15 protein-coding genes are annotated in these 17,512 nt (G+C 63.9%); 8 read left to right on the forward strand and 7 right to left on the reverse strand.

Translation table 11 applies throughout. The features are described from left to right. Positions 1–10: 10 nt before the first annotated feature. Positions 11–808 (reverse strand): alpha/beta fold hydrolase, encoded by a 798-nt coding sequence (locus SE92_RS33375; RefSeq protein ID WP_063202937.1) that lies wholly within the window; start codon positions 806–808, stop codon positions 11–13. 214 nt (positions 809–1,022) lie between these two features. Here SE92_RS33375 and SE92_RS33380 point away from each other — a divergent pair, with 214 nt between their 5' ends. The 4 genes from SE92_RS33380 to SE92_RS33395 all read left to right on the forward strand — a co-directional run bounded on the left by SE92_RS33380 (position 1,023) and on the right by SE92_RS33395 (position 6,404). Beyond that, positions 1,023–1,784, forward strand: coding sequence for an SDR family NAD(P)-dependent oxidoreductase (locus tag SE92_RS33380; protein WP_063202939.1), 762 nt, complete (start codon positions 1,023–1,025; stop codon positions 1,782–1,784). A 31-nt stretch (positions 1,785–1,815) separates the two neighbouring features. Beyond that, on the forward strand, positions 1,816–2,652 hold the full coding sequence (locus tag SE92_RS33385; protein WP_063202941.1) for an enoyl-CoA hydratase family protein: 837 nt from the start codon (positions 1,816–1,818) through the stop codon (positions 2,650–2,652). Between the two features lie 98 nt (positions 2,653–2,750). Next, positions 2,751–5,102 (forward strand): bifunctional salicylyl-CoA 5-hydroxylase/oxidoreductase, encoded by a 2,352-nt coding sequence (locus SE92_RS33390; protein WP_063202944.1) that lies wholly within the window; start codon positions 2,751–2,753, stop codon positions 5,100–5,102. Positions 5,103–5,153: 51 nt separating this feature from the next. After that, the gene (locus SE92_RS33395; RefSeq protein WP_063202946.1) at positions 5,154–6,404 is read left to right on the forward strand and encodes a flavin-dependent oxidoreductase; all 1,251 of its coding nucleotides are present in this window, start codon (positions 5,154–5,156) and stop codon (positions 6,402–6,404) included. A gap of 7 nt (positions 6,405–6,411) precedes the next feature. Here SE92_RS33395 and SE92_RS33400 read toward each other — a convergent pair whose 3' ends face one another. Continuing rightward, a complete protein-coding gene (locus tag SE92_RS33400; RefSeq protein WP_063202948.1) occupies positions 6,412–6,870 on the reverse strand; it encodes a cupin domain-containing protein in 459 nt (152 codons plus the stop codon). Positions 6,871–6,900: 30 nt separating this feature from the next. Continuing rightward, positions 6,901–8,076 (reverse strand): ABC transporter substrate-binding protein, encoded by a 1,176-nt coding sequence (locus SE92_RS33405; protein ID WP_063203895.1) that lies wholly within the window; start codon positions 8,074–8,076, stop codon positions 6,901–6,903. A 251-nt stretch (positions 8,077–8,327) separates the two neighbouring features. On the opposite strand from SE92_RS33405, the gene SE92_RS33410 reads away from it, so the two are divergent. The 3 genes from SE92_RS33410 (at position 8,328) to SE92_RS33420 (ending at position 11,158) form a co-directional block, all read left to right on the forward strand. After that, complete coding sequence (locus SE92_RS33410; protein WP_063202950.1) at positions 8,328–8,846, forward strand: MarR family winged helix-turn-helix transcriptional regulator; 519 nt, start codon at positions 8,328–8,330, stop codon at positions 8,844–8,846. A 142-nt stretch (positions 8,847–8,988) separates the two neighbouring features. Beyond that, positions 8,989–10,680 carry a benzoate-CoA ligase family protein gene (locus tag SE92_RS33415; protein WP_063202952.1) on the forward strand — a complete coding sequence of 564 codons (1,692 nt, stop codon included), beginning with the start codon at positions 8,989–8,991 and terminating at the stop codon, positions 10,678–10,680. A gap of 19 nt (positions 10,681–10,699) precedes the next feature. Further along, positions 10,700–11,158: a RidA family protein gene (locus SE92_RS33420; protein WP_063203896.1), complete on the forward strand. Its 459-nt coding sequence runs from the start codon at positions 10,700–10,702 to the stop codon at positions 11,156–11,158. Between the two features lie 6 nt (positions 11,159–11,164). On the opposite strand, the gene SE92_RS33425 is transcribed toward SE92_RS33420, so the two are convergent. After that, positions 11,165–11,893 (reverse strand): CBS domain-containing protein, encoded by a 729-nt coding sequence (locus SE92_RS33425; protein ID WP_063202954.1) that lies wholly within the window; start codon positions 11,891–11,893, stop codon positions 11,165–11,167. A 210-nt stretch (positions 11,894–12,103) separates the two neighbouring features. On the opposite strand from SE92_RS33425, the gene SE92_RS33430 reads away from it, so the two are divergent. Beyond that, the gene (locus tag SE92_RS33430; RefSeq protein WP_063202956.1) at positions 12,104–13,948 is read left to right on the forward strand and encodes a PHA/PHB synthase family protein; all 1,845 of its coding nucleotides are present in this window, start codon (positions 12,104–12,106) and stop codon (positions 13,946–13,948) included. Here the strand turns inward: SE92_RS33430 and SE92_RS33435 are convergent. From SE92_RS33435 to SE92_RS33445, 3 genes are read right to left on the reverse strand one after another with little or no spacing between them, the layout of a single operon-like run. Next, the gene (locus SE92_RS33435; RefSeq protein ID WP_063203897.1) at positions 13,945–14,916 is read right to left on the reverse strand and encodes a CHAD domain-containing protein; all 972 of its coding nucleotides are present in this window, start codon (positions 14,914–14,916) and stop codon (positions 13,945–13,947) included. The two genes, SE92_RS33430 and SE92_RS33435, sit on opposite strands and share 4 nt — an antisense overlap. Before the next feature lie 25 nt (positions 14,917–14,941). After that, a complete protein-coding gene (locus SE92_RS33440) occupies positions 14,942–16,465 on the reverse strand; it encodes a bifunctional aminoglycoside phosphotransferase/ATP-binding protein (protein WP_063202958.1) in 1,524 nt (507 codons plus the stop codon). A 24-nt stretch (positions 16,466–16,489) separates the two neighbouring features. Then, positions 16,490–17,473, reverse strand: coding sequence for a zinc-dependent alcohol dehydrogenase family protein (locus SE92_RS33445; RefSeq protein ID WP_063202961.1), 984 nt, complete (start codon positions 17,471–17,473; stop codon positions 16,490–16,492). Between the last annotated feature and the right edge of the window lie 39 nt (positions 17,474–17,512).

The raw sequence follows: 17,512 nt of genomic DNA on the forward strand, positions 1-17,512 counted from the left end.
CGCAGTCACCTTACGATTTGGTCGTGACGGAATTCAGGAAGCGGCCGAGCGCCTCGTCGAAGGCATCAGGACGCTCGAGATTGGCGAGATGGCCGACGTGGGCGAGCTCGACATATTCTGCCCTCGGAATGTAGGTCGCCGTCTTTGCCATCATCGGCGCGGGCGCGTTGTTGTCCTTGGACCCCGATAGCAACAATGTCGGAACCGAGATGTCCTTGAGCGTGCTGCGTTGGTCGAAGCCGATCAAGGCGAGCATCATGGCGCGATAGCTGGCTTCAGGCACGCTCGCCATGCATTCGCGCGCAAGCTCCATCCCCTCCGGGTCCGGATCGTCGCCGACCAGCTCCTTCACAAGCGAGGGCGCCAATGACTTCATCGTCTCGCCGCGATCGAGCGGGCCGAGCCGCGCTGCGATGAACGATTTCTGCCAATCGCCATCGGCCTTGCCGAAAGCGGGGCTGGTCTGCGCCAGCACGACCGCGCGTGCCAATTTCGGGGATTGCGCCAGCCATTTCTGGACGATCATGCCGCCGATGGAGTGACCGACGAGAATGGGTCTGGTTGCACCGAGTTGCTCGATGAATTGTTGGAGCGCCTCTGCCAGGGCAGTGATGCTGACGCTGGCGAGCGGTGCCGAACCGCCGTAGCCCGGCATGTCCCAAGCGATCGCGTGGAAGTGGTCGCCGAATGTAGCAAGCTGCCGCCGCCAGGCGCGCGCCGCGCCGCCGATGCCATGCAGGAAGATCAAAGGGATCGCGTTCGGATCGCCCGCGGCTTCGTAGGCGAAGCGTCCGTCCTTTGTTATCATTGTCACAGGCTGCGACACGCGACATCCTTCTGCTGGGCCTGTTGATGCTAACAGGCCTTTCGGCGATGGGAAGCAATAATTTTATACTTAAAGCAATTTCCGGGCCGGGTTTCGTGCTGCGGCATTCGCGAGCGGTGAGCGGCGCCTTTATTGCAAAAATTTGAAGGTTAAAATATATCGGATGCACGTTCCGCAGATCTGAGGGAGCCCGCGCATGTCCGGATTGCCGCATTCGCCGCACGCGCTGGTGACCGGTGGCGGTCGCGGCATTGGCCGCGCGATCGCGGCGGCTCTCGTCGACGCCGGCGCCACCGTGACGATCGTCGGCCGCAATGGTGCGGTCCTTGACGAGGCCGTCAAGGCGGGCAACGCGCATTTTGGCGCTGTCGCCGACGTCGCGAACGAGGCCGCTCTCAAATCCGCCATCGCCGAGGCCCATGCGCGCAAGCCGATTGATATTCTGATCGCGAATGCGGGCAGCGCTGAATCTGCGCCATTCGCAAAATCGGACAGCGCCCTGTTCACGCGCATGATGGACATCAACTTCATGGGCGTGGTCCATGCCATCCACGGCGTGCTGCCGGGCATGAAGGATCGCCCTTATGGCCGCATCGTCGTGATTGCGTCGACCGCGGGGCTCAAAGGCTATGCCTATGTCAGCGCGTATACGGCAGCCAAGCACGCAGCCGTTGGTCTGGTTCGTTCACTTGCCCTCGAGCTGGCGGGCAGCAACGTGACCGTGAATGCGGTGTGCCCGGGCTTCACTGACACCGACCTCGTCGCCGGCAGTATCGACAACATCATGAAGAAGACGGGGCGAAGTCGTGAGCAGGCTATCGCCGAGCTTGCCAAGCACAACCCGCAGGGACGCCTGATCTCGCCAGAAGAGGTGGCGGACGCCGTGCTTTGGCTGTGCGGGCAGGGAGCCGGCGCCATCACCGGACAGGCCATCGCAGTCGCAGGCGGCGAAATCTAGCGGCGCAGAACAAAGACACCAAGGAGATCGCATGAGCAGACCAGTCAATCCCGTCACCGTGCCGCTCGCGGACTATTCGCCGCAGCACTTCTTGCTGGCCGTGGTCGACGGCGTTGCCACCGTGACGCTCAATCGGCCCGAACGAAAGAATCCGCTGACATTCGAGAGCTATCGGGAGCTCACCGACTTCTTCCGCGCCTGCGCGTTTGACGACGAGGTCAAGTCCATCGTCGTCACCGGCGCCGGTGGTAATTTCTCGTCCGGCGGGGATGTATTCGAGATCATTGGCCCGTTGGTGAAGATGGATACCAAGGGGCTGACCGCCTTCACGCGGATGACCGGCGACCTCGTCAAGGCGATGCGGGCCTGCCCGCAGCCGATCGTGGCGGCCGTCGAGGGCATCTGCGCCGGGGCCGGTGCGATCGTCGCCATGGCCTCCGACATGCGCCTTGCCGCGAGCGGGGCCAAGGTGGCCTTTCTCTTCAATAAGGTGGGGCTGGCGGGCTGCGACATGGGCGCCTGCGCGATCCTGCCGCGGATCATCGGGCAGTCCCGCGCCTCCGAGTTGCTCTACACCGGCCGTTTCATGACCGCGGAGGAGGGCGAGCGCTGGGGCTTTTTCAGCCGTATCGTCACCCCCGAGCAGGTGCTGCCCCAGGCGCAGCTGCTGGCCAAGCAGATCGCGCAAGGGCCGACCTTCGCCAACACCATGACCAAGCGGATGCTGGCCATGGAATGGGCGATGTCGGTGGAGGAGGCGATCGAAGCGGAGGCTGTTGCCCAGGCCCTGTGCATGACGACGGCCGATTTCGCGCGTGCCTTCGAGGCCTTCGCGAACAAGGTCAAGCCGGTCTTCAGGGGCGATTAAGCCGGCTTTTCGGCTGGCCTCGCCTGCAACGGGGACTTGCGCGAAATTATTTTAGGCTTAAAATAGTTTTCGTGGCCGGTTGAATTGGCGAGGCTCCCATGAAAGTCGCGATCATCGGTGGTGGACCTGCGGGTCTCTACGCTGCGATCCTGCTCAAAAAGCAGCGCCCCGGCGCCGACATCACCGTGTATGAGCGCAACCGGGCCGACGACACGTTCGGCTTCGGCGTGGTGTTCTCCGATGCCACGCTGGACAATTTTGAAAAGCACGATCTGCCGAGCTATCGCCGCATCACCCAGGAGTTCGCGTACTGGGACGATATCGCCGTGCATTTCCGCGGCACGGTGCATCGGGTCGGCGGTAACGGCTTTTGCGGCTGCTCGCGGCAGAAGTTGCTGCTGATCTTGCAGGAGCGGGCGCGCGAGCTTGGCGTCGTCCTGCATTTCGAAGCCGACGTGGACGATGAATCCCGCTTCGCTGATGCCGATCTCATCCTGCTCGCGGACGGCATCAACAGCCGCTTTCGCGAAAAGTATGTCGAGCACTTCCAGCCGGAAGTCGATCTGCGCACCAACAAATTCGCCTGGATGGGCTCGACCAGGCCGCTCGACGCCTTCACCTTCATCTTCCAGGAGACCGAGTGGGGTCCGTTCATCGCCCACGCCTATCAATACGAGGCCGGACACTCGACCTGGATTTTCGAGACCGATCCCCAGACCTTCGAGCGGGCAGGACTGACCGGGCTGAACGAGACGCAGTCCGCCGCGCGGATGTCCGAGATTTTTGGCTGGTTTCTCGATGGGCACAAGCTGCTCACCAACCGCTCGATGTGGCGCAATTTCCCGATGATCCGCAGCAAGCGCTGGGTCAAGGACAATATGGTGCTGCTTGGCGATGCCAAGGCAAGCGCGCATTTTTCGATCGGCTCCGGCACCAAGCTCGCTATGGAGGACGCCATTGCGCTTGCCGAAGCGATGGAAAAAGCTCCCAGCATCAAGGCGGCGCTCGATGTCTACGAGCACGGCCGCCGCGAGGAGGTCGAGAAGACCCAGCACGCCGCCGACGTCTCGCTGGTCTGGTTCGAGCACGTCGATCGCTTCTGGGATTTCGACCCGGTGCAGTTCGCCTTCGGGGTGATGACGCGCTCGAAGGCGATCACCTATGATAATCTCAAACTGCGCGCGCCCGATTTCGTGGCCGAAGTCGAGAAGTCATTTGCCAAACAGGTTCGCGACAACGGCTTCGACGTCGATACACAAAAGCCGGCGGTGCCGCTGTTCCAGCCGTTCCGGCTGCGCGAGATGGAGATTGCCAACCGCGCCGTGATGTCACCGATGTGCATGTACTCGGCGAAGGAAGGCGTGCCGACCGACTTCCACCTTGTCCACTACGGCTCGCGTGCGGTCGGCGGTGCCGGCCTGATCTTCACGGAGATGACCTGTGTCAGCCGCGAGGCCCGCATCACGCCCGGCTGCGCGGGCCTGTGGAACGACGAGCAGGAGGCCGCCTGGCGGCGCATCGTGGATTTCGTCCACGGCAATTCGGCTGCCAAGATCTGCCTGCAACTCGGCCACGCCGGCCGCAAGGGTGCGACCAAGCTGATGTGGGACGGCATCGATCGTCCGCTGGACGAAGGCGGTTGGGACGTGGTCTCGGCTTCCCCGCTGCCCTATTTCCCCGACAGCCAAGTGCCGCGCGAGCTCGACCGCGCCGGCATGAACACGGTGAGGGACGCTTTCGTTGCGGCGGCCGAGCGCGGCGAGCGCTGCGGCTTCGACATGCTGGAGCTGCACTGCGCCCACGGCTATCTGCTCGCAAGCTTCATTTCGCCACTGACGAACACCCGGACCGACGCGTATGGCGGCTCGCTCGAAAACCGTCTGCGGTTCCCGCTCGAGATCTTCGAAGCGCTCCGCGCGGTGTGGCCATCGCACAAGCCGATGTCGGTGCGCATCTCCGCGACCGATTGGGCGGAAGGTGGAATCAATGGCGACGACGCGGTGACAATCGCGCGCGCCTTTGCTGAGGCGGGTGTCGATCTCGTCGACGTCTCGACCGGCCAGACCGTGCGGGATGCGCAGCCGATCTACGGCCGCATGTTCCAGACGCCGTTCTCGGATCAGGTCCGCAACGAGGCGCGCGTGGCCACGATGTGCGTCGGCAACATCACGACAGCGGACCAGGCCAACACCATCCTGGCCGCCGGCCGGGCAGACCTCGTCGCCCTCGGCCGGCCGCATCTGGTCGATCCGTTCTTCACCATGAAGGCGGCGGCCTGGTACGGGGCGGAGAACGCGTTCTGCCCGCCGCAATATCTGCCCGGAAAGGATCAGATCTTCCGCAACAGCGTGCGCGACCGGCTGGACCTGGACGAGCTGCGAATTAAGGCTAAGCCCAAGACCCGGGCCGAGCTCAAGGCGGAGGCGACAAAGCCGCTTGCGGCGGAGTGACCGCCCGTGCGACGTTAACCCATTGCCTGTGTTTCGAGTGGAGTAAGGGCGATGAAGGCGATTATCGTCGGTGGCGGTATCGGTGGTCTCACCACGGCATTGATGCTGCGCTCGCGCGGCCTCGACTGTGAGATCTTCGAGCAGGCCGACACCATTCGGGAGCTCGGGGTCGGCATCAACACGCTGCCGCATGCCATGCGGGAGCTCGCCGGATTGGGCTTGCTTCAGAAGCTCGACGACGTCGCGATCCGTACGGATCAGCTCTATTATCTCAATCGCCACGGCCAGGAGGTCTGGCGCGAAGCCCGCGGCATCGACGCCGGCCACGACGTGCCGCAATTCTCGATCCATCGTGGCCGTCTCCAGAGCGTCATCCATCGTGCCGTCGAGGAGCGGCTTGGAGCGGACGCCATTCACACCGGCTGCCGGCTCGGCGCCTTCACGCAGGACGAGGGCGGCGTCACCGCTTACTTCTTCGATCGCGCCGGCGCGCATATCCACACCGCGCGCGGTGATATCCTGATCGGTGCCGACGGCATCCATTCCCGCGTTCGCGATACGCTGTTCCCGAACGAGGGGCCGCCATGCTGGAACGGCCTGATGCTGTGGCGCGGTGCGCGCGACTGGCCGCTGTTTTTGACCGGGAAGTCGATGATTGTGGCCGGTGGCCTCCATGCCAAGGTGGTGATCTATCCGATCGCGGAAGGATCGAGCCCGGCGAGCCGCCTGACCAATTGGGCCGTGCTGGTGAAGGTCGGCGAGGGCAATGCGCCGCCGCCACGGAAAGAAGACTGGTCGCGGCCGGGCCGCCGCGAAGAGTTGATGCCCCATGTCGCGCGCTTCTCAATTCCCCATATCGACGTCAAGAGCCTGATCTCGGCCACGCCAGAATTCTACGAATATCCGACCTGCGACCGCGATCCCTTGCCCTATTGGTCATCCGGACGCGTGACGCTGCTCGGGGATGCCGCACATCCCATGTATCCGGTCGGCTCCAATGGCGCCTCGCAGGCCATCCTCGATGCGCGCTGCCTTGCCGATGCGTTGGTGCGCGCCGAGCATCCGCGCCAGGCGTTGCTCGAATACGAGAAGAAGCGCCTGCCGATGACGGCCGATATCGTGCGTTCCAACCGGCGCGGCGGTCCCGAGGGCGTCATCGATGCCGTCGAGCAGCTCGCCCCTGATGGTTTCGACAATGTCGACAACGTGCTGAGCTATTCCCAGCGCGAGGCCATCGTGCGCGGCTATGCCACCAAGGCGGGCTTTGCCGCCGTCCCGGGCCTTGCGGCCGTGCGGGCCTGAGCAGCCGCTAGCCGGCGCCGGGAGGCGGCGGCAGGAAGTGGATGTTGAACTCGGCCGCCATTGCCACCACGTCCTCCGGCTTCTGCTCCTTCATGTTGTGAAGGCCCCAGAACAGGTCGAACAGTTTTTTGGTCGGTGAGACCCAGAACAGCACTTTTGCGGTCCGCTCCGACTTGTTGAAGATGCCGTGCGGCACACCCATGCCGAGGCGGATCAGGTCGCCGGCGGTTGCCTGCGCCTCCGAATTGCCCAGCACGAAATCGAGCTTGCCCTCCAGCATATAGAGATACTCATCCTGGTCGGGATGGATGTGCGGCGGCACGAACGTGCCGGGCGGCAAGGTCGCATGCCATGAGAAGCTGTGCTCGGTCTTGCTCTTCGGCACGTAGGTCTGGCCGAGGATGTTCCAGGAAATCCCCTGAATGCCCTCATTGGCGCGCGTGATGCCGGTGATTTCACTGCTCATTGAAGTCCTCCCTTAACGCGACGCGCGGCTTTAGTTCGCCGCCTTGCAATCCTTGGCGTAGCGGTCGCCATAGTTCTCGAACACCTTCTGCACGATCTCGGTCTGGAACTTGCCGTCGGGACGCTTGGCGACCTTGGTCAGGTAAAAATCCTGGATCGGATAGCCGTTGGTGTTGAACTTGAAGGCGCCGCGCAGGGAGGTGAAGTCGGCTTTCTTCAGCGCGCCCCGGACGGCGTCCTTGTCCGAGAGGTCGCCCTTCACGGCCTTAACCGCGCTGTCGATCAGCATCGCAGCGTCATAGGCCTGGAAGGCGTAGGTGCCGGGCACGACGTTGTAGGCGGCTTCATAGGAAGCGACGAACTTCTTGTTCTGGGGATTGTCGAGATTGGGCGCCCAGTTGGCGCCGCCGAACATGCCGACGGCTGCATCCTGCTGCGCCGGCAGGGTCGATTCATCCACCGTGAATGCCGAGAGCACCGGGATGCTGTCGGCAAGGCCGGCCTGCCGGTATTGCTTGACGAGATTGACGCCGAGGCCGCCCGGCATGAACGTGAACAGAGCATCGGGCTTCTGCGAGGAAATCTTGGACAGCTCCGGCTGGAAATCCAGCGTGTTCAGCGGCATGTAGGATTCTTCTACGATCTCGCCCTTGTAGTCGAGCTTGAAGCCCGCCACCGAATCCTTGCCGGCCTGATAGTTCGGCACCATCAGGTACATCCGCTTGTAGCCCCGATCCTGCGCGACCTTGCCGAGGATCTCGTGCACCTGGTCGTTCTGATACGAGGTCACGTAGAAGAACGGATTACAGTCCTTGCCGGCGAACGTCGACGGACCCGCGTTGGGGCTGATCAGGAAAGTTTTCGATTCCGTCACCGGCCGGTGGATCGCCTGCAGGATGTTGGAGAAGATCGGGCCGATCACGAAATCGACTTTGTCGCGCTCCAGAAGCCCCTTGACCTTGGTCACCGCCGCATCCGGCTTGAGTTCATCGTCGACCACGACGACCTCGACATCGCGGCCGCCCATCTTGCTGCCGAGATCCTTCACCGCCAGCGCAAAGCCGTCGCGAACCTGTTGGCCGAGCGCGGCTGCGGGCCCCGACAGGGTCACGATCACGCCCAGCTTGATCTTCTCCTCGGCGAGGGCAGGGGTCACCGCGGTGCCGAGCAGCACGGCGGCTGCGGCCAAGGTCATTTGCGTCTTCATGATCTGTCCCTCGTGACTGTCGGCGAGCGTTGCAGGCCGCGTACTCCAATCCAAGCTTATGCCGATGATGGCCGCCGCGGCAAGCAAGCTCAAGGCGTCGCCATCCGAGCGGTCAGCATGCATGCAAGCGGCGCGCCAATTGTTTGAAGCCTAAAGAAATTCACATGCGGTCGATTGTTGCAGCTTTGGACTTGCGGCCGGCTCCGATTTATTTGAAGCTCAAAATGTTGGGGGAATCCGTGCCGGCGCCAATGCCCGCCGAGAGTGACTGCACCGCGATGCTCGATTCCGAGACCAAGGCCGTCGAAACTCCGGAAGATCATGCCGAAGAGCTTCGGCTGTGGTTGCGCCTCCTGACCTGCACGACCCTGATCGAGGGCGAGGTCCGTGGCCGGCTGCGGCAGCGGTTCGACGTCACGCTGCCCCGTTTCGATCTGATGGCGCAGCTCGACAAGGTGCCTGATGGCATGACGCTGTCGGATGTCTCCAAGCGCATGATGGTGTCGAACGGCAATGTCACCGGTCTCGTCGAACGCCTCGTTGAGTCCGGCCATCTCGACCGCCGTACTTCGGAGACGGATCGCAGAGTCCAGGTGATCCGCCTCACGAAACTCGGTCGCGCCGAGTTCCGCAAGATGGCCGCGGAGCACGAGACCTGGATAGCCGATCTGTTCGCCGATCTCTCGCCGAAGGATGTGCGCGAATTGATGCGGTTGCTCGCCAAGACCAAAGCGTCGGCGCAGAAGTCGGCCGCGCGCCGCCGGCCGTAAGGGCGGACCGGCCGCCCAATCCCTTTTGCCGCCGGAAAAAGCACCGGATGCCCAAAATCCGCTATTGCGCCGAATTGTTTTAAGCCTAAAATGTTTTCCAGATCGTGCTGCCGGGTGCAATCCATGCTGAAAGGAGCGTGCGATGGCCAACGCCGCCAAGGTTCAAGTGACGGGCTCCCATGACGGCAACGCCGCGACGGCCCATGTCGATAAGTTTGCGCAGCAGCATCTGCCGCCGCGCGAGCTGTGGCCCGAATTCATCTTCACGCGGCCGGAGCTGAACTATCCACCCCGATTGAATTGCGTGAGCTACTTCCTCGACCGCTGGGTCGAGCAGGGCCATGGCGATGCGCCCTGCGTCATCAGCCCCTCCGTCAGCTATACCTACCGCGAGCTGCAAGCTCTGGTGAACCGCATCGCCAATGTGCTCGTCGGCAAGCTTGGTCTCGTCGCCGGCGGCCGTGTGCTGCTGCGCTCCGCCAACAATCCGATGATGGTTGCGACCTATCTCGCAGTGATCAAGGCCGGCGGCATCGTGGTGGCCACCATGCCGCTGCTCCGCGCCAAGGAGCTGTCGTACCCGATCCAGAAAGCGGAGATCGCGCTCGCACTGTGCGACGGCAAGCTTGCCGAGGAGATGGAGAGAGCGAAAGCTGCGGCGCCTAAGCTGAAGCGGGTTGTCTATTGGGGCAACGGCGCGGCGGACTCGCTCGAAGCGCTCATTGCCGATGCGAGCGCGGAGTTCAGGGCCGTCGATACCGCCTCTGATGACGTCTGCCTGATCGCCTTCACGTCCGGCACGACAGGCGATCCCAAGGGCACCATGCATTTCCATCGCGACATGCTCGCGGTCTGCGACGGCTATGCGCGCAACATCCTGCGGGCCGAGCAGAAAGACCGCTTCGTCGGTTCGGCGCCGCTCGCCTTCACTTTCGGCTTCGGCGGCGTGCTGTTTCCGATGCATATCGGCGCCTCCTTTGTCGTGCTGGAGAAGACGACGCCGGACGACATTTTGACGGCGATCGAGCAATACAAGACCACCGTCTGTTTCACCGCGCCCACGGCGTATCGCGCCATGAGCGGCAAGCTCGCCGGCCGCGACATCTCTTCGCTGCGCAAATGCGTCTCCGCCGGCGAGACGCTACCCAAGCCGACCTTCGACGCCTGGCTCAAGGCCACCGGCATCAAGCTGATGGATGGCATCGGCTCGACCGAGCTGCTGCACATCTTCATCAGCGCGACGGAAGACGAAATTCGTCCGGGTGCGACGGGCAAGCCCGTGCCGGGTTATGAGGCCAAGATCGTCGATGACGACGGCCGTGATGTGCCGCCCGGCACGATGGGCAAGCTTGCGGTACGCGGGCCGACCGGCTGCCGCTACCTCGCCGACGAGCGCCAGCGCAAATACGTCCAGAATGGCTGGAATATCACCGGCGATACCTATCTGATGGATAGCGACGGCTATTTCTGGTACCAGTCGCGCTCCGACGACATGATCGTGTCGGCCGGCTACAATATCGCTGGCACCGACGTCGAGGCGGCGCTGCTCACGCATCCGGCGGTCGCCGAGTGCGGCGTGGTCGGCGCCCCGGACGAGGCGCGCGGCATGATCGTGAAGGCCTATGTCGTCGCGGCGCCCGGCGTGACACCGGATGCAAAGCTCGTGGCCGAGTTGCAGGAGCATGTCAAACGCGAGATCGCGCCGTATAAATATCCGCGCGCCATCCAGTTCGTGACGCAACTGCCGAAGACCGAGACGGGAAAATTGAAGCGCTTTGCCCTGCGGCAACTGGCGCAGGCCGCGGTGACGTCCTCGGGCGTCGCGGCGGAATAAGAAGGATGGAGAATTGTCCGTGACGACGCCGAAAGGCCCGCAGCTCGCGGTGCTGCCGACCGCAGCCGAGGATGACACCCGCTCACAGGTGCAGGTGCTTCAGCCGTCGGGCTGGCCGACGCCGAAGGGGTATGCCAACGGCATGGCTGCCGAAGGGCGCATCGTCGTAACGGGTGGTGTGATCGGCTGGGATGCCGAGGAGCGTCTCGCCGATGGATTCGTCGCGCAGGTGCAGCAGACCCTGAGCAACATCGCCGCAATCCTCACAGAGGCCGGCGCGCGGCCCGAGCACCTCGTGCGGCTGACCTGGTACGTCGTCGACATGGACGAGTACCTGTCCAACCTGAAGGAGCTCGGCAAGATCTACCGAGCGATTTTCGGGGCGCATTACCCTGCGATGGCATTGGTCCAGGTGGTGCGCCTCGTCGAGAAGGCGGCGCGCGTCGAGATCGAGGCCACCGCCGTCATTCCGCGCTGACGGGCGTCAGCTTGCCTTGGAGAGCTCGTCGTCTTCGGGCGAGTTCAGGTAGATGCCCGACATGGTGTCGACCCAGCACAAATGGTCGTGCACCTTCTTCACGCCCTCCACGTTCTCGGCTGCGACGATCGCGGCCTGCCGCGTGCGCTCCTCGGTGATGACGCCGCTGAGGTGGACGATGCCGTCGCGGACGATGACGTTCAGCCCGAACGGACACCAGTCGTTCTTCTCCATGTTGTCGATGATGCGGCTGCGAATGTGGTCGTCGTCCGCCGTTGGATCCTGCACGTCGCGGGCGAGCCCTGCCACTGCCTGCAGCAGGTTGGCGCGCGAAACGATCCCGACGACCTTGTCGCCACGCACGACCGGCAGCCGCTTCACGTTGTTGCGCTCCATGAGGTCGACGATCTCGGCGAGCGCCGTATCTTCCGTGATGGTGACGGGCGTGTCGGTCATCACCTCCGAAACCTTGCGGCCGTGCTCGTGGACGAAGTCGCTGGCGGATTTGCCCGGACCGAGGATGAACCGCAGCCAGCGACCGCGCTTGCGTCCGGTGCCGATTTCGCTGCGGCGGATGAAATCCCCTTCGGAGACGACACCGACGAGCTTGCCGGTTTGGTCGACCACCGTGAGGCCGCTGACATGCCGCTTCAGCATGATGTTCGCCGCCTCGACGATGCTGGTGTCGGGGGTGACCGAGATGACCGACCGGGTCATGATCTGGTGGGCGCGCATGGGTAACTCCGCTGGCTTTGTCGAATTTCAATGCGCGAAAACTAGCCCGGCCGCCGAGCGACGGCTTGACTCAGGTCAATCGGGCGAAGCCGTCCACTCCAATGAAGCAATTGTGATCCTGGCCCGGATTTGATGCAGCTCAACGCTTATGCACGGCCGCGCCATATCCTGGCGCCCACGTCAAACAGAAGCCCTCGGGAACATTGAGCCATGAGCGTCGTGCAGATATTTCCACGAGCCGAGGAGCCGGCGGTGCAGGCTCTCCCCGTCGATCCCACAGCAGCCTCGCTGGCGGGCTTCGAAAAGCGTCCGGAGACGCCAGCTGCGGCCGCCCCGTTGCCTGCATCGGAGCCATATCCGCTCGACCGCGCGTTCCACGCGACGCTGGCGCGGTTCACGGGTGGCATTTCGCCGCTGGCCTTGTCGCTCGCCTGGCTCGACTGGGGGACGCATCTCGCTGCCGCGCCGCAGCGCCAGATGGAGCTTTCCCGCAACATCCTGCGCGACACCGGCCGGTTGGCCGAAGCGGCCGCGCACGCGGCGTCACCGGAGCAGAAGCCGTGGTCCGTGATCCAGCCGCAGGGGCGGGATCGCCGTTTCAGCGGACCGCAATGGGAAACCGCGCCGTTCAATCTGCTGGCGCAGGGGTTCTTGCTCTCCGAGCGCTGGTGGCACGATGCCGCGACCGGCGTGCGCGGCGTGTCGCACGCCAATGAAGCCATCGTCGAGTTCTCGATGCGCCAGATGCTGGACATGCTGGCGCCGTCGAATTTCGCGGCGACCAATCCGAAGGTGCTGGAGAAGGCGTTCCAGAGCGGCGGAGAAAACTTCGTCTTCGGCTGGCAGAATTGGTGCAGCGACCTGACGCGCCTGCTCTCCAACTCGAAGCCTGCGGGCGGCGAGCAGTTCGTGGTCGGCAAGACGGTGGCAGCTTCGCCCGGCAAGGTCGTCTATCGCAACGAGTTGATCGAGCTGATTCAGTATTCTCCGACCACCGCGCAGGTGCGACCCGAACCGATCCTGATCGTGCCGGCCTGGATCATGAAGTACTACATCCTGGATCTCTCGCCGCACAACTCGCTGGTCAAATATCTGACAGGTCAGGGCTTCACCGTGTTCGCGATCTCCTGGCGCAATCCGGATGCGAGGGACCGCGATCTCGCTTTCGACGATTATCGGAGGCTGGGCGTCATGGCGGCGCTGGATATGATCGGACTGGTCATGCCGGGTCGGAAGACCCATGCGCTCGGCTATTGTCTGGGCGGAACGTTGCTGTCGATCGCTGCCGCCGCGATGGAGCGCGACGGTGACGACCGTTTCGGCACCGTCACACTTCTTGCGGCGCAGACCGATTTCACGGAGGCCGGAGAGCTGACGCTCTTCATCAACGAGAGTCAGGTCGCCTTTCTCGAAGACATGATGTGGCAGCGGGGCTATCTCGACACGACGCAGATGGCCGGCGCCTTCCAGCTGCTGCGCTCCAACGAATTGATCTGGTCGCGGTTGTCACACGACTATCTGATGGGCGAGGGCGCGCCGCTGAACGATCTGATGGCCTGGAACGCGGACGCAACGCGGCTGCCCTATCGCATGCATTCGGAATATCTGCGAAAGCTGTTCCTCGATAACGATCTCGCCGAGGGGCGCTATCACGTCGGCGGCAGGAGCGTTTCGTTGTCCGATATTCACGCGCCGATGTTCGTGGTCGGCACGCTCGCCGATCACGTCGCGCCGTGGCGATCCGTCTATAAGATCCACTACCAGGTCGACGCTGACGTGACGTTCCTGTTGACCAGCGGCGGCCACAATGCCGGCGTCGTCGCGCCCCCGGAGGAGCCGGGCCACAGCTATCAGGTGCTGACCAAAGCCGAGGACGCGCCTTTCGTTGGTGCAGACGAATGGCTGAAGCTGGCGCCGCACGTTGAAGGGTCGTGGTGGCCGGAATGGGCCAATTGGCTGGCGGCGCGCTCCGGTGCGCCCTGCGATCCGCCGCACATCGGAATCGGAGAATCTTCCGGCCTGCCTGATGCGCCAGGGGATTACGTCCACACCTAAGCTTCCGGCTCGGAACTCGGTGTGAGGTCCGCGGAGCGGAAGGGTTTGGTCTTGTCCAGTTTCCGGTAGGCCGCCGAGGCCGTCCGCAACAGCTTCTTTTCCCGCTTGCGGTTGAGGAAGCGATTGCTCGCATCGAGGCCGGCGCCGTTCAACGACGCTGCCAGCGCTTGTCCTCGAGCATCGTCGTTCAATTGTCCGAGCGACCGTTGCGCCTTGCGCAATTTCTTCAGGATGGACTTCTGTTTCGTCAGTGAGTCCCCGGCAAACAGGTCCTGGAGCGACTCGATGGAATAGGTCATCCGCTTGTTGAGAAGCCGCAGCTTGTGGCGTTTCTCGACGTCGAGCTTGCGCAGTTTTCGTGCTTTCTTGAGCAGCTTGGTCTCCCACGCCGTCAGCCGCACCGTCGCGTGATCGACGAGCGTGCAGCGGCGCAATCGAATGGCTTCCTTGCTACGCCGGGTCGACCAGGGACCGCTCTCGATCCAGCTCGAGGTCTGCTCGACAAGGCGGCGATACCGCGCGGATTGCAGTGCGCGCGCCAGCAGGCGGTGGCTTTCGGCGCGCTTTTCATCCCAATGCTGGAGCTCGGCAACGACGGCGAGCTCGTCGCCTGTCTCGGCGACGACCCGCTCGATCGCCACGTCGAGGTCCCGCACCATGCCGAGCTGGCTGTTGAGCCATTTCAGCTCGGCCCAGACATTCGGACGCAGCGTGTCGTCGACCATCGGCGAGAAGAAGCGGATGGCGGTGCGCAGATGCGTCAATGCGATTCGGATCTGGTGCAGCGCGTCTGGGTCGCCGCGGCAAGTCCCGTCGTGCTGGGCGAGGACGGCATCGAGGTGACGGCGCGCAATGAGCCGGAACGCGGTGTCGCAGGCCATGCCGGGGCTGAGGCGGACGGGCAGAGCATTGCGCCGCGTGGCCGGCTTGACGCGAGCGGCCGTCGAGGACGTGCTAGGTCGTGCCATCTTTGCCCGCGCCAATCAGGTTGCCCTATTCGCTTTCAGCGATCGCGTCCCGGCAGCGTTGGAGCGTCTGCTCCTGTGTCCCGGATGCATCGATGGTCGCCCAACCGACGTGGCCGATATTATAGTGCTCTTGCAGCGCGGCAACCTCTTGCGTGGCGTCGGAGGCGTCTCCCCGTCGGCTTCGGATCCGCATCTGCCGGGTCGCAAGGTCGGCAACGAGGAACAGGCCGTTCAGCGGCACGTTGCTCTCGCGCGCCAGTGCTGCGATCGCGTCCCGTTCGTCCTCCCGGGCGAATACGCCGTCGATGATCGCCGAATGGCCCTGCGCCAGCACCCGCCGGGCAAGCTGGGCCAGCGTGTCGTAGACGCGGGCCGCGTGTTCTGGCGTGTAGGCCGACGGCGGCAAGCGGTGGGTGTCCTCCACGCCGAACATCTGCTTGCGGACGAGGTCGCTGCGCAGCAACACGGCTCCCGGCAGCGGTGCGATGACCGGCGCAAGCCCTTGCGCCAAAACCGTCTTGCCGGTGCCCGACAATCCGCCCACCGCAATCAGGCGCGGCGCAGGAGGGTGGATCAGCGCCCTGGCAAGGTCAAAATAACGCCGCGCCTGGTCCAGGATGCCGGCGTCATCGGAATGCGGCGGCTTCAGCCGCGCCAGCGCAACCTGGGCACGGATCGCTGCCCGGATGGACATCAACAGCGGCAGCGCCGAGAGCGCGTCGAAATTGTCGGCCGGCGTTGCGGCGAGATAGCGATTCAGGACCAGGTTGGCCGCGACCGGTTGGTCATGATGCAGCAAGTCCATCAGCGTGAATGCGAGATCGTACAGCACATCGACGGTTGCCATCTGCGCATCGAACTCGATGGCGTCGAACAGGACGGGCCGGTCCTCGATCACAACGATGTTTGCGAGATGCAGATCGCCGTGGCAACGGCGCACGAAGCCTTTCGCGCCGCGCTCTGCGAGCAGGGGACGAACACGCAGGAATGCTTCGTGTGAGGCTTTTGCGAGCTCTTCGATGTCTCTCGCGTCGAAATGGCCGCCGGCTCGCAGACCGCCACTGTTGCCGTCGATCAGGGCGGGGACTGAGGCGACCCATGCCATGCCATCGGCGCGGGGCGCCGCGCCGTGGGAAGCCACGATCGCGTCGGCGGCAGCCGAAGCGAGTCTCGTATCGAGCGGGCCGGCCTTTGCCAGATGATCCAGCGTCCTGCTTTCGTCGAAGCGCGACATGGCCACCGCATATTCGATCGGCCGGCCGGGACCGTCGACTTGCACCGATCCGTCCGGCTCTTCCGTGATCGCCACGACGCGATGATAGATTTGCGGCGCCAGCGGCCGGTTGATCCGGATCTCCTCCTCGCAGGCGGCTTTGCGCTTCTCCAGCGTCGAATAATCGAGGAAGGGAAATCGCACGGCACGCTTGATTTTCAACGCGCGCTTGCCGTCGAGGAACACCGCGGCGCCATGCGTATCGATCCGCGTCACGCCGGGATGACCGGTCAATGTCCGAAAGATCCGCTCCTGAGTCGTCGTTTCATCTGTCATGGGAACGGGCATCCGAAAGCACCATCACGGCGTCAGCACGGCTGCGCCGAGAACCTGACCGGCCCGCAGCATGTTCAGCACCTCGTTGGCCTGATCGAGCGGGAATGCCGTCGTTTCCGCGTGCACGCCAGCTTGTGGAGCGATCTTGAGGAAATCGAGGCCATCCTGCCGGGTCAGATTGGCGACCGAGACCAGCTGCCGTTCCTGCCAGAGCAAATCATACGGAAAGCCTGGAATGTCGGTCATGTGGATGCCGGCGCACACGACGCGGCCGCCCTTGCGGACCGCGCGCAGCGCGGCCGGGACTAGCTCGCCGGCTGGCGCGTAGATGATGGCGGCGTCGAGCGGCTCGTCGGGCACCTCGTCAGAGGGCCCCGTCCAGACGGCCCCGAGACGACGTGCAAAGTCCTGTGCAGCGGTGTCGCTACGTCGCGTGAACGCATACACGGATCGTCCCTGCCAAATCGCAACCTGCGCAATGATGTGGCCGGCCGCGCCAAAGCCATAGAGGCCGAGCCGGTCGGCGGGACCGGCCAGCACCAGCGAGCGCCAGCCGATCAGCCCCGCGCACAGCAGTGGAGCAATCTCCACGTCGTTGCCGGCCTCACCGAGGGGAAAGGCGTAGCGCGCGTCGGCGATGGTGTGGGTCGCGTAGCCGCCGTCGCGCGTGTAGCCCGTGAACAGCGGTGCGTCACACAGGTTTTCCATGCCCTCACGACAGAAGCGGCATCGTCCGCAGGTGAAACCGAGCCAGGGAATGCCGACGCGATCACCGGGCGCATGCGTCGTGACATTCAGACCCACCAGATCGACCCGACCGACAATCTCGTGGCCAGGCACGATTGGGTAGCGAATATCGGGTAGCTCGTCGTCGACGAGATGAAGATCGGTCCGGCATACCCCGCAGGCGCTGATCTTCACTCGGAGCTGACCCTCGCCGGGTATCGGGTCGGGCCGCTCCACCATCTGGAGCCGCGTTCGCGGGGCCGGCAACACCATCGCACGCATGAGCTTCTCCGGGGCCAACCGCTCCGACTGAATTATCCA

It is taken from the genome of Bradyrhizobium sp. AT1 (assembly GCF_001590795.1).
In the GTDB taxonomy this organism is placed as follows: domain Bacteria; phylum Pseudomonadota; class Alphaproteobacteria; order Rhizobiales; family Xanthobacteraceae; genus Bradyrhizobium.